Origin of the sequence: Haloactinopolyspora sp. (assembly GCF_027324685.1) — a bacterium.
Classification (GTDB): Bacteria; Actinomycetota; Actinomycetes; order Jiangellales; family Jiangellaceae; genus Haloactinopolyspora.
Genome location: NZ_DAHVSH010000120.1, coordinates 32208 through 44662, shown reverse-complemented (window position 1 = coordinate 44662; position 12455 = coordinate 32208). Strand labels below are relative to the sequence as shown.

The 12455-nt window shown below is 70.5% G+C and carries 11 protein-coding genes; 6 read left to right on the top strand and 5 right to left on the bottom strand.

Going from position 1 to position 12455, the window contains the following annotated elements; translation table 11 throughout:
* The first annotated feature begins 64 nt into the window (after positions 1 to 64).
* Positions 65 to 1366 (top strand): acetyl-CoA C-acetyltransferase, encoded by a 1302-nt coding sequence (locus M6444_RS13695; RefSeq protein ID WP_298328299.1) that lies wholly within the window; start codon positions 65 to 67, stop codon positions 1364 to 1366.
* Positions 1360 to 3237: a long-chain fatty acid--CoA ligase gene (locus tag M6444_RS13690; RefSeq protein WP_298328296.1), complete on the top strand. Its 1878-nt coding sequence runs from the start codon at positions 1360 to 1362 to the stop codon at positions 3235 to 3237. Before M6444_RS13695 ends, M6444_RS13690 begins: the two co-directional genes overlap by 7 nt.
* A gap of 17 nt (positions 3238 to 3254) precedes the next feature.
* Here M6444_RS13690 and M6444_RS13685 read toward each other — a convergent pair whose 3' ends face one another.
* From M6444_RS13685 to M6444_RS13675, 3 genes are read right to left on the bottom strand one after another with little or no spacing between them, the layout of a single operon-like run.
* Positions 3255 to 5639: a helicase C-terminal domain-containing protein gene (locus M6444_RS13685; RefSeq protein WP_298328294.1), complete on the bottom strand. Its 2385-nt coding sequence runs from the start codon at positions 5637 to 5639 to the stop codon at positions 3255 to 3257.
* A gap of 44 nt (positions 5640 to 5683) precedes the next feature.
* The gene (locus M6444_RS13680; protein WP_298328292.1) at positions 5684 to 5824 is read right to left on the bottom strand and encodes a hypothetical protein; all 141 of its coding nucleotides are present in this window, start codon (positions 5822 to 5824) and stop codon (positions 5684 to 5686) included.
* Positions 5825 to 5883: 59 nt separating this feature from the next.
* Positions 5884 to 6657 carry a S8/S53 family peptidase gene (locus tag M6444_RS13675; protein WP_363326370.1) on the bottom strand — a complete coding sequence of 258 codons (774 nt, stop codon included), beginning with the start codon at positions 6655 to 6657 and terminating at the stop codon, positions 5884 to 5886.
* A gap of 99 nt (positions 6658 to 6756) precedes the next feature.
* On the opposite strand from M6444_RS13675, the gene M6444_RS13670 reads away from it, so the two are divergent.
* Positions 6757 to 7065: a hypothetical protein gene (locus M6444_RS13670; protein WP_298328288.1), complete on the top strand. Its 309-nt coding sequence runs from the start codon at positions 6757 to 6759 to the stop codon at positions 7063 to 7065.
* Between the two features lie 389 nt (positions 7066 to 7454).
* Here the strand turns inward: M6444_RS13670 and M6444_RS13665 are convergent, their stop codons facing one another.
* A complete protein-coding gene (locus M6444_RS13665) occupies positions 7455 to 7763 on the bottom strand; it encodes a hypothetical protein (protein WP_298328285.1) in 309 nt (102 codons plus the stop codon).
* 48 nt (positions 7764 to 7811) lie between these two features.
* On the opposite strand from M6444_RS13665, the gene M6444_RS13660 reads away from it, so the two are divergent.
* The 3 genes from M6444_RS13660 (at position 7812) to M6444_RS23015 (ending at position 10935) form a co-directional block, all read left to right on the top strand.
* Positions 7812 to 9788: a CHAT domain-containing protein gene (locus M6444_RS13660; protein WP_298328281.1), complete on the top strand. Its 1977-nt coding sequence runs from the start codon at positions 7812 to 7814 to the stop codon at positions 9786 to 9788.
* Between the two features lie 45 nt (positions 9789 to 9833).
* Positions 9834 to 10448, top strand: coding sequence for an HAD family hydrolase (locus tag M6444_RS13655; RefSeq protein WP_298328278.1), 615 nt, complete (start codon positions 9834 to 9836; stop codon positions 10446 to 10448).
* Between the two features lie 103 nt (positions 10449 to 10551).
* Entirely contained in the window at positions 10552 to 10935 is a 384-nt protein-coding gene (locus tag M6444_RS23015) for a cold shock domain-containing protein (RefSeq protein WP_363326367.1), read from the top strand.
* A 27-nt stretch (positions 10936 to 10962) separates the two neighbouring features.
* Here the strand turns inward: M6444_RS23015 and M6444_RS13645 are convergent, their stop codons facing one another.
* A complete protein-coding gene (locus tag M6444_RS13645; protein ID WP_298328275.1) occupies positions 10963 to 12363 on the bottom strand; it encodes an MFS transporter in 1401 nt (466 codons plus the stop codon).
* Between the last annotated feature and the right edge of the window lie 92 nt (positions 12364 to 12455).

The following is a 12455-nucleotide window of genomic DNA, read 5'->3' as shown; positions in this document are numbered from 1 at the left end:
AGTCTACTGCCTAGTAGACTCCGCTCGAACCGACGCCGGAGCGGCGATGGTGGAAGGAGCGCTGATGATCCAGACTCCGCGTCCTGTGGCGATCCTGGGCGGCAACCGCATCCCGTTCGCGCGCGCCGACGGTGCTTATGCGCAGGCTTCCACCAGCGACCTGCTCGCCGCGGCGCTGGACGGGCTGATCACCCGGTTCGGTCTGGACGGTGACCTGCTCGGCGAGGTCGTCGCCGGCGCCGTCCTCAAGCACGCCCGCGATTTCAATCTGACCCGTGAAGTCGTCCTCGGCAGCCGGCTCGACCCTCGCACCCCCGCCTACGACCTGCAGCGAGCCTGCGGGACGAGCCTGGAAGCCGTGGCCGCCGTCGGCAACAAGATCGCGCTGGGACAGATCGACGCCGGTATCGCCGGTGGTGCCGACAGCGCCAGCGATGCCCCTTTGGCCGTCCACGACGACCTGCGCCGCCACCTGCTCGCGGCCCGCCGGGCGCGCGGCGTCACCGGGACGCTACGGGCGCTGGCCCGGGCCAGGCCCCGACACCTGTTGCCGGAAGCGCCACGCAACGCCGAACCGCGCACCGGCCTGTCGATGGGTGATCATGCCGCTCGGACCGCGCTCGAGCACCGGGTCGGCCGGGCAGCGCAGGACGAGCTGGCCGCCCGAAGCCATCGACGTCTGGCCCAGGCCTACGACGAAGGGCTGTTCGACGACCTCATGACCCCGTATCTGGGCCTCACCCGCGACGACGTGCTCCGGGCGGACTCCACCCCCGAACGCCTGGCCCAGCTGCGCACCGTCTTCGGCGAACCGGGCACGGCCACGATGACGGCGGGCAACTCGACCGCGCTGACCGATGGTGCCGCGACGGTCCTGCTGTCGTCGCAGGAGTGGGCCCGTGAGCGTGGGCACGATGTGCTGGCCTACCTGGTGGACGTGCGAACGGCTGCCGTCGACTTCGTCTCCGGCGCCGACGGGTTGCTCATGGCGCCGGTGTACGCCGTGCCCGAGCTGCTGCGACGGGCCGGACTGACCCTCGACGACATCGACCTCGTCGAGATCCACGAGGCCTTCGCCGCCCAGGTGTTGGCCACCCTCGACGCGTGGTCCGACCCAGCGTTCTGCAAGCAACGCCTCGGGCTGCCGGACGCGTTCGGGACGGTCCCGCCGGAGCGGCTCAACGTCGCCGGATCGTCACTGGCCACCGGACATCCGTTCGCCGCCACCGGCGCGCGCATCGTGGCGACGCTGGCCACGCTGCTGTCGACCCGGGCCGGTGAGATCGGACGGCCGACCCGCGGTCTCATATCGATCTGCGCGGCCGGAGGGCAGGGCGTCGTCGCGCTACTGGAGGCCCCATGCTGAACGAACTCGCCCGGGTCCGCCGCCTCGTCGCCGAGCCCGTCGTCGAAGTCACCGGGACGGCCCCGACCGATCGCACCGTCTTCACCCGCCCACTCGGCCGCCCCGACGCGCTCGGCAGCCTCGCCGACATCGCGTTCACCAACGCCGCCGAGGCGCCCGACACCGTCGTCGTCCGGCGCAAGACCGGCGGCACCTGGCGCGACGTCACGGCACGACAGCTCGCCGACGACGTTTCCGCGCTGGCCGGCGGGCTGATCGCGCAGGGCCTGGAACCCGGCGGCCGAGTGGCGCTGATGGCCCGCACCACCTACGAATGGATGCTCGTCGACCTGGCGACGTGGGCGGCCGGCGGCGTGGTCGTGCCGATCTACCCGACCTCGTCGGCCGAGCAGGCTCGATGGATCCTCACCGACAGCGGCGCGATGTTCTGCGTGGTGGAGACGCGCGAGCAGGTCGACATGCTCGGCACCACCGGCGTGTCGGTGCCGGTGGCCTGTATCGACGAGGGCGCCGTGGAGGACGTGCGCCGCGGTGGTGCCGACGTGGAGCCGTCGGTCGTCGAGCAACGCCGGGCGGCGATCTCGCCGCAAGCCGTGGCCACCGTCATCTACACGTCGGGCACCACCGGGCGGCCCAAGGGCTGCGTGCTCACCCATGCCAGCCTGCTGGCCGAGGTCGACAGCATCACGGCCCTGCTGCTGCCGCCGTTTCGCGCCGCGACCGGTCAGGAGCCGTCCACCATCTTGTTCCTGCCGTTGGCGCACGTGCTCGGTCGGGTCGTTCAACTGGCGTGCCTGCGTGAACGCGTGGTCCTGGGGCACGCGCCGTCGGTCGCGCCGGACGAGCTGCGCCCCGACCTCGCCTCGTTCGAACCGACGTTCCTGGTCGGCATCCCTTACGTGTTCGAGAAGATCCGTGACGTGGCGCGGCAACAGGCCACCGAGATGGGCAAGGCCGGGGCGTTCGGGCGAGCCGAGCGGGTGGCCGAACGCTATGGGCGCCTGGCGCTCGAGGTCGATCCGCGCTCGTCCATCTCGCCGTGGGGGCTGCTCGGGCTACGCCTCGCGCACCGGCTCTACGACCTCCTGGTCTACCGGCGTATCCGCGCCGCGCTGGGCGGGCGGGTGCGGTACGCGATCAGCGGCGGCTCGGCGCTGTCGCCGCGTCTGACGCACTTCTTCGCCGGTGCCGGGGTGGTGATCGTGCAGGGCTACGGGCTGACCGAGACCTGCGCCGCCATCACGATCAACCCGCCCACGCGGCCCCGTCCCGACACCGTCGGGCGCCCGGTTCCCGGAGCCGAGGTTCGGGTGGCCGGCAACGGCGAAGTGCAGGTCCGCGGCCCGCAAGTGTTCTCCGGCTACCACGAGTCGGGGGAGGGAATCGACGACGACGGCTGGTTCAGCACCGGCGACCTGGGCGTCCTGGACGCCGACGGGTACCTGACCGTCACCGGGCGGTCCAAGGAGATCCTGGTCACGAGCACCGGCAAGAACGTCTCGCCGGGCCCGATGGAAGATCAGCTGCGCGGACATCCGCTGATCAGCCAGTGCATGCTCGTCGGCGACGACCGTCCGTTCGTCGCCGCGCTGATCACCCTCGACACCGAAGCTGTGGAGCACTGGCGCGCGCATACCGACGACCCGTCGGACGACGGGCTGCGTCGCACGCTCCAGGACGCCGTCGACGAGGTCAATGCGACAGTGTCGCGGGCGGAATCGATCCGTGCGTTCGCCATCGTCGACGACGATTTCACCGAGGACAACGGCCTGCTGACGCCGTCGCTGAAGTTGCGCCGCGCACATGTTCTCGAAGCCTGCGCCGCCGAGATCGACGCCCTCTACGCATCAGCTCGATCGACCCCGAGATGATCATGTGCACGAAGGCGTCATCTGGCGTCGACCGGCGCGATACCGCTGATGCGATGGACCGCGAACGAGCGGACCTCGCCGCTGCGATGATCGAACGCCGAAAGCCACCCGCCCTCGAGGCGAGCCGGATCGACCAGCCGCTCGGTCGTCGCGCCGTGGTGGTCCACGTAACCGATCCAGACCGTGGCACCAACCGCGAGCGCCTCACGCAACTCAGCCAGCGTCTGCCCGGCGCCGTTGCTGGTCAGCCTGGCCGGGGCGGCGTCGGGCGGGCGTTCGTGGCGGGATCGCTCGCCGGCGCGTAGGGCCCGCACCGCGGCGCCGAGCAACGTTTCCTCGGGAACGGCGCGCTCGGTGACCAATGGCTGGGGCGCAGGCTGGGCCGCAGCGCGCCGCAGTTCGGCCCGGCCGACCACGATGGTCCCGTCGGCCGCTTCGGACACCGGGCTGTACCCCATCCGGCGCAACCGTTCGAGCAGCAGGTTCGCGCTCAACGACGACGCCAGGACCGTCGGCGCCAACCGGCGAACACCCAGGGCGGCCGCGCTGGGATCGGCCATGATCTCAGCGAGCACGGTTTCGTCGTCACAGCGTACGAACGACGACGCGACACCGACCCGCAGGTGCCCGTGCCGCCGGGCGACGTCGTCGACGAGGTAGGTCAACGGCTGTGGTACCGGCGTTCGCGAGATCGTCGCGAGGAATCGGTGCACGTCGGCGGCGGAGTACCCCTCGTCGAGAGCGCGGCGCAGCGATGCGGCGGTGAACCGGTGCACCGACGCACCGCCACGACTCTCCACGTCGGAGAGCAGCGCCAGTTCGCGTTCGAGGTCGGGTCGCAGCGGCCCCGGCGCCACGGCGGTGAGGTCGGCCTGCAGCAGCACGTGGTCCAGTGGTTCGGGCAAGCTGGACCGGACGGCGTCGGCGGCCGCGGCGACGGCCTTGTCGTCGTGCCGTTCGAGGAGGGGACGCACGAACGACGCCAACGCGCCCATGCCGGTGATGCCGAGCGTCTCGGCCTCGCGGAGGAACCAGCGGGCCATCTCGTCGCGCAGCCGTCCACCACGCCGCGGGCGACGCCACCGGATCGTCGTCAGCACACCGCTGAGGTCGGGAGCCGAGCCCGCTGGCAGCGCAGCGAGCTCCTCCAGCACCAGGCGACGCAGTTCCGGCGCGATCGGACGATCCAGATCCCGGCCCAACGGCGGCACCGGCCGATCGCGTTCGTCCCGGCTGCCGATCAGTCCCGCCACCCGGCTGGTGTCCAGCCATGTCCGGGCCAACTGGGCCCACCGCGACGCCGGGTCCTCCTGGCGCCAGGTGTCGAACCGGGTGGTGGGCAGCCACACGTCGTCGGCCGCGCCGCCGGGAGCCACCAGCCCGGAGATGTAGGCCAACTCGGCGACGAGGCCGGCCCCGGTTTCGTCGGTGTCGAGCAGCTCTGGCAGTTTGCGCAGGTCACGGACGCCGAGGCCGCCGGTACGCAGCACCGCGGGCGGGTCGGTGGCCCAGGCGTCGAGCAGGATCTCGATCTTGCGCAGGATGTCCAACGCACCGGCGCCGGCCGTACGGTCAACGGTGCCGGGCGAGCGTTCGGTGATCGACGGGCTGGGAGCGTGGGGCGTGACGTCGACATGGACCCTGCCGGCCCGCAGGTGCAGCGCGACCTCACGCGGCAACACCACCGTGGAGTCGTCGACGGGCACCAGCAGGCCGGTCGCGAGCAGTAGATCGATGGCGGTACGAGCCTCGGACCGGGTGACATCGCGCAGGGCGCTGTCGATGCGTCCCGTGGGCGGGCCGGGGACCAGCGACTGCAACGCGGCGCGCGCGTCGTCGGTCAAGGTGGCCACCAGGGCGTCGAGGGCGTCCCCGTCGGCCAGGTGCTTGGCCAGGTCGTCGGCGTTGGCGGCGTGGTCGCCGTTGGGTTCCAGGCCCAGCCCGCGCATGATCGTGACGATCCGGTTCGGTGACAGCGCCAGCAACGCCTGGCGCGCCGGCGGCCCCAGCCCCGCGGGATGCGCCCCGACGACTTCGTGGACCACCCGCGGAACCTTGAGGTCGTCGTCGGCCCCCCAGAGCAGGGCCTGTGTGCGCAAGGCCGCCAGGGCTTCGGCGATCGGAGCACCGGTGACACCGAGAGCGCGTTCCACCGCGGCCTGATCAACGGGGGCAGGCGTGACCAGCAACGCGTCGACGACCTGCAGGGTGAACCGGTCGAGGCGGTCGAGCGCTCGGGTCGCCGAGGCTCGGGTCGTGGCGCGGGTGGCGAGTTGGGTGACGTCGACCGGGACCGGGACGAGCAGATCGGGCCGGGCGCGCAGCAGCGCCGCCAGCTCGTCGTCAGCCCTGGCGCGCAGGTCGTCGGCGAGACTGCGCACCGGCATGTCGCTCCCGGTCATCGGCTCCACGGTACGGCGTGTGCGTGGCGCGAGGCGAACCGTGCTCAGAGCTTGCGCAGGCGCTCCAGCAGCTCAGCGCTGCGTTCGGCGGCCTCTTCGCGGGCCTCGCTGTCAGCTGCCCGCAGCTCGTCGGTGATGTCTGGATCTACGGGTACCTCGAGAGGTTTGCGTCGTTCGACCGTCACAAGCCGGACCATACCTTCCGTCGTTCACGGAGCCAACGGGGCCAGCCGGTGCCGTGAGATCAGACGACGATCCGCGGACCGGTTGTCGGCAACGCCGCGACGGCCGCCTCGCGAAGGACGATGTCGCGCGCCGTGGGGGCGTCGACACCGCGTTCGATCATCCGGCGGGCAATCATGCCGGCCACCACCGGAGCGGCAAACGACGTTCCCGACCACAGGGCGTGCCCGCCAGTGAATTCCGCCGAGGAGCCGTCGAGGTACTCATATGTCCCGTTCGGAAACGGGACCACGACGTTCTCGCCAGATGCATAGACGTCCACCCAGTGCCCGACGTTCGTCCATCCCGTCCGGGATCCTCCTCCGTCGGTCAGCGCGCCGACTGCCGTAGTCCACTCGTACGCGGCGGGCCAGAACGGGCGGCCCGTTCCCTGATTCCCTGCGGCAGCGACGATCACGACTTCCGGGTGTTCGCGTAGGACCTTGCGGCGAAACGCCTCGAACGCCTTCGGAGCTCGACCGGCCCGGGTGAACAGGCCAGCCTGAACACTCACGACGTCAACCCCGTTGCGTATGACAGTGGCGAGATCGTCGACGATGCTCAACTCGTCGACAGCGCCACCCACCAGGCAGTCGCGCACATGGACCGTCGTGGAATCTGCGCCGGACACCGACAGGAGTACGGCGGTCGTCGCGGTGCCGTGCCCTCCGTACGGCATGACTCGCCCGTCTCCGTCGAAGACCTCGTCGTCGGGTTCGGACAATGCTTCAACCGCGAGGAGCCGGCCGTAGGCGGAATCTCGTGCAACCTCACGCGAATATCCCGTGTCGATCACCGCGAGGCGCGCATGCCCAGGGCCGTGGGGCTCGGCCAACTCAGGAACCTGGCCCGGGTGAGGCAGCGGCTCTGTCGCTGGACACAGCCGCGTATAACCTTGAGAGTCAAGGATGTGGTTTGGCGTGACGATGTCGTCGCCAGCTATGTCCGCGAGCGCGTCGGCGATGTCGGCGGCGTCCCGGTCTCCGACGTCAAGTACTTTGAGCCCGATCGGCCCGTCGGAGATTTCTTCTGGCCGAGCCACCTCGGCAAGGTCGAACGCCTCGAGCGTCGCCGGCAGGTCACGCTCATCGCAGATGAGTTGGTTGCTGCGGTAAAGGTACTGGACCACTGTGCCGGTAGGGTCCCATCGCGCCGCCAGCGGAAAGTTTCGCCCTTGACTACGCGCTTCAGCGTTGCGCCGTAGGCGCTCGACTTCACTCGCAAGCTCGGTCACATGAGGTCCCGCGGGCCCGTCCGGCATGTCTTCCCCCTGTTCGATCGCGGCAAATCCGGACCAATGTCTAGCATCATCGAGTGGCGAACGGAAAGCCGGACGGATTCGTGTCGGCGGCGAGACTGCCTAACTTGGCGATGGAACGTCCCGATGATGCGCGCCGGCACGCGCGCACCGTGCTGATGCAACGTCGCTCTGCTCTCGAGCGCACATATGCTTTTCAGGCTCTAGGCATCGTCGAACGTGATTCAGGGAACGTCGGTGGTGCCATTCGCATGTTTCGTCAGGGCATGGCTCTGAGCAAGTCTGCCGTTCTGCCGAGCCGGGCAAGTGACCTTGCCGCCAGCCTGGGCACGGCGCTAGCCATGGCGGGAAGACGCACAGCAATGGCCGCAGCCTTCGCCGAGGCTCTGGAAGCAGGTTCCGAGCTGGAGAAAGCGCGCGTTCTTGTCCGCCGAGGCGGTGCGAAGGTGCACATCGATGATCACGTCGGCGGTTATGAGGACTGCATTCACGCCGCACGCATTCTTGCCAAGGGACGTGACACCAAGTGGGAGGCCAATGCTCGGCACAACGCAGGCGTGGCACTCATGGGGATTGGGCGATTCCACGATGCAGCCGAGCAGTTCGTCCTCGTCGAGCGGCTGGCGAGCGGAAACGAAGGTCACTTCAGTGCAACGGTCACCCTCCACGCGCGGGCCGATTGTGCCCACCGCTTGGGGGACCTGGCGACAGCGCTGGACTTGCTGTACGAGGCTCGCCGTCGCTACGACGCACTCGGCGTCGTGCCACCGGAGGTGGTGCGCGACCTCGCCGTCGTCCAGCTCGCTGCCGGGTTGCCCGACGACGCGGCGAAGTCAGCCGACGAGATGGTCGCGATGCTGCAGGACGCGCGCGACGCCGCGCTCCGCCGGGCGGACGGGTTCATCGCCGCGGCCATGGTTCACCTCGCCGCGGGCCATCCGGAGCGCGCCGTCGACCTTGCCCGCAAAGCCGCGCGGTCCAGCAAGCGGCAGGGCCACGTCGACGTCGAGCGGCACGCCCGCGTGGTCTTGCTTCGCGCCCAGGACGCGACCGGGGCCGTCACCAAGCGGCACGCCAGAGCTGCGGCCGAACTGGCCGCGGAGATGACCGACCGGTACTCATCCGAGCGCCTCGACTCACTGGTGCTGGCTGGGCGGATGGCGTTGGCGACCGGCTTGCCCGAGCTCGCGGCCCAGAACCTGCGTGAAGCCGCGGAGCAGCGCCACCGCGGCTCCGCCCTGCGCCGGGCTACCGCGTGGTACGCCCGCGCCCTGCTCGCCCAAGCCGACGGGGACCGCGCGGGCATGCTGCGCGCCTGTGCCAGAGGCCTCGACGTGCTGGACACACATGCGCTGTCACTGGGCGCGACCGAGCTGCGCGCCCGCGCGACCGTGCACGGCACCGATCTCGCGATTCTGGCGACCCGCCGCGTCGCCGCCGACGGGACCGCTCGTGACCTGCTGCGCTGGACCGAGCGGTGGCGAGCCAGCCTGCACGCGCTGCCGTGGCCGGCGGCCGGGCACGATCCCGTCTTGGTCGCCGAGCTCGGGCGGCTGCGCGCAGCCGAGAACGTCCTGACCGCCGGGGCCAGCGCGGCGGCGGAGGCCGAACGCCGACGCATCGAGGAGCGCATCCGCCGGCACGTGCACGGCCGCTACGGTGACACCAGCCGGCGCCGGGTCCGCTTCGAGCTGCCGGCGCTGTTCGACCAGCTCGGTAGCGAACGCACCATGGTCAGCATCGTCGGCATCAAGGGCGAGCGGTTCCACGTCGTGATCGTCCGGCGCGGGCGGGTGAAACACGTCGTCGCCGGTTCCGTGGCCGATATCCGCAGCGAGATCGAGTACGCGCGCTTCGCGCTCCGCGGCGCGGCGCTGGCTGGTGCCGACGTCGCCGAGGCGCTGCTGCGCGCCGCCGAGCCGGGGCTGGCCCGGTTGCAGGCGACGCTGCTCGGCCCGGCGGTGGACGAACTCGGCAGCGGTCCCGTCGTCGTGGTGCCTCCGTCGACGCTGCAGGCCGTTCCGTGGGGGGCACTTCCAGCCCTGCGTGATCGAGACGTCTCCGTGGCGCCGTCGGCGTCGGCCTGGATCCGGGCGCGCTGCCGTACGCCGCCGTCGCGTCGACGGGTCGCGTTGATCGCCGGTAGCGGATTGTCCACGACGGCCGCCGAGGTGGACGTGCTGGCCGGGACGTACCCGGACGCGACGCTGCTGACCGGCGCGGACGCGGTCGCCGACGAGGCTTTGCACGCGATGGACGGCTCGTGGCTGGCGCACGTCGGCGCGCACTGCCGGTACCGCGGCGACAATCCGATGTTCTCTGCGCTGGAGCTCGCCGACGGGCCGCTGACCGTCTACGACTTCGAACGGCTCACGTCGCCGCCGTTCCGGATGGTGCTGACCGCCTGCGAGTCCGGCGTCGGCTCACCGACTGGTGCCGACGAGCTCCTCGGCCTGACGACGTCGCTGTCGGCGTTGGGCACGGCCGGGTTGCTGGCCACCGTCGTTCCAGTCAGCGACGCCGGAAGTGTCGAGGTCAGCCTCGTCGTGCACGAGCGCCTGCGAGCGGGCGACGACATGAGCGCCGCACTGCTGTCGGCTCGGCAGAAGGCGAGTACCCCGGTGGCGATCGCGACCGCGTGGGCATTTCTCGCGTTGGGCGCGGGGTGATCTCGGTTACACGATTGTCACTTTCAGCCGCGTATGGTGACAGTCGTGGGCCTAGTCATCGGATTCGATCTCGACCTGACACTCGTGGACTCCGCTGACGGCATCACCGCCTCACTTGCCGAGGCCGGGCGTCGTATCGGCGTCGAGGTCGACCCCGAGCGGCTCGAGCCGTTGCTGGGGCTGCCACTGGAAGACACGCTGCGCCATTTCGTGGACGAAACGCGCGTCGAAGAATTGAAGGGGCTGTACCGCGCCCTCTACCCCTCCATCGGCGTCCCGGCGACGAAACTTCTCCCAGGGGCGAAGGAAGCCGTCGAAGCCATCCACGACTTCCGCGGCCGCGTCGTCGTCGTGAGCGCGAAGATCGAGTCCGCGGTGCGCGAGGTGCTCGACCACGTCGGACTGGCCGCCGACGACGTCTACGGCGAGCGGTTCGCCGAGACCAAGGGCGCGGTGCTGCGTGAGTTGGGCGCCGACGTGTTCGTGGGCGATCATCCCGGCGACATGATCGGTGCGAGGTGGGCCGGGGCGTACGCGATGGGTGTGACCACCGGACCGCACGATTCAGTGGCGCTGCGCGAGGCCGGCGCCGACGTCGTCTTCTCCGATCTGCTCGACTTCCCGTACTGGCTGGCCGATTTCGTGGGGACGCCCACCTGAGGACGGCCGGGGATGTCGCGGGCCCACGATCAGCCGTAGGCTTGTGACGTCCCCAAGCCTGCGGGGACAGTCCGATTACACCGACGACGAACGAGGGTCTGCCGTGCCAACGGGCAAGGTCAAGTTTTTCGATGCGGAGAAGGGCTTCGGTTTCCTCTCCAAGGACGAAGGGGGCGACGTGTTCGTCCACAGTTCCGCCCTTCCTGCTGGTGTGACCGCACTGAAACCCGGGCAGCGCGTGGAGTTCGGCGTGGCCGAAGGCCGACGCGGCGAACAGGCCTTGTCAGTACGGGTCCTCGATCCGCTGCCGTCGGTGTCGGCGGCGACGCGGAAGAAGCCCGACGAGATGGTCACGATCACCGAAGACCTCATCAAGCTGCTCGACGGCTTGTCGAACACGTACCGCCGCGGCCGTCACCCGGATCCGAAGGCCGCGCGCAAGGTCGCCAGCGTGTTGCGCGCCGTCGCCGACGACCTCGAGGTCTGACCGCCACCGCCGTCGAAATGATCATGATCATTTGGCCGACTGGGTCGGGGGTGGGGCAGCCGGATCGGGGCGCATGCGCAGCGCCGCGGCGAGTCCACCGGCCATGATCACCGCGGCGACGACCATGCCCAGCCACGGGATCAGGGGCAGCACGATGCCGATGCCGCCACCGACCACCCAGCCCAGCTGAAGCAGCGTCTCCGAACGCGCGAACGCGTTGGAGCGGTTCTGCTCGGGGACGTCGCGTTGCACGATCGCGTCGAGCGACAGCCGGCCGAGCTGCTGGGCGAACCCGGCCGCCAGTCCCACCAACACCACCGTCAGCAGGTTCCAGAACACCGCCGCCACGACCGAGCAGACGACGGTGAGAACGATCAGCACGAGCACGGTGCGATCCGGGCTGCGCGAGCGCACCAGCGCGCCGACTGACGAGCCGGCCGTGCTCCCCAGCCACGCCGAGGCCGCCACGATGCCCAACAGCACCAGGCCGGACAGCCCCGCGACCGGCTCTTCTCGCAGGACGAACGCCAGAAACATCGTCATGAAGCCGGAGAACCAGCGCAGCGCAGCGTTCGCGCGCAACGCTCGCACCACGGCCGCGCCGACGCGGAACCGGCCCTTGGCGCCGTCGCGTATGGACGCCGGCGCCTCACCTGCGGCGGAGTCGACTCGCTTGGACAGCAGGATGGCCAGAACGGTCGTGCCGCAGTAGGCGAAGAACGCCGCGCGCAGCGGCCAGTCGTCGCCGATCTGGGCCAGGCCGATGCCGATCGGGGCGCCCAGCGCCGTGCCCAACGTCGCGGCCAGCTGCAGGCGCGAGTTCGCGCTGACCAGCGTCCACCCCTCCGGCAGGACCCGGGGGACGGCGGCAGCCCTGGTGACCGCGTATGCCTTCTGCCCCACCAGCACACCCAGCGCCGCCGGATACAGCCACACCCCGCCGTCGAGGACGGCGTCGGCGGCCACCCAGGCCAGGAAGCCCCGAATCGCGGCGGTCAAGCCGATGGCCCATCGCCGCCCATGGGCGAACCGGTCCAGGAACGGGCCGATGACCGGCGCCACCACTGCGAACGGCGCCATGGTCAGCGCCAGGTACAGCGCGACGTTGCCCCGCGCCTCGGCGGTGGGAACGGAGAAGAACAACGTGCCCGCCAGCGCCACCGTCACCAGTGCGTCGGCGAACGCGCTGGCGGCGTTGAGCTCGATCAGCCGCGACAGGCCCGTCTGGTCGGCACCCTTGGCCTCCGCGGCACGATGCAGGCGCTCCGCGCTCGCCTTGGCAGCACGGGAGGTGCCCGACGCCGCGGTGCGCGCAGCACGAGCCGACGCGCTGGCGGCGCGACGCATCCGCTCCGCGCGTCCGCCACCGGCGCCCTCGGTGCCCGGACCGGGGACGTCTTGGCCGGGCGGCGGATCTGTCTGTGCCACAGGCACCATCCAATCGCATGCGGCGCCCCGCTTCGGGACGCAGCCCTACGCCCAAGTGTCGATCATGGACGGAGTTTGAAAGAATCGGTCGT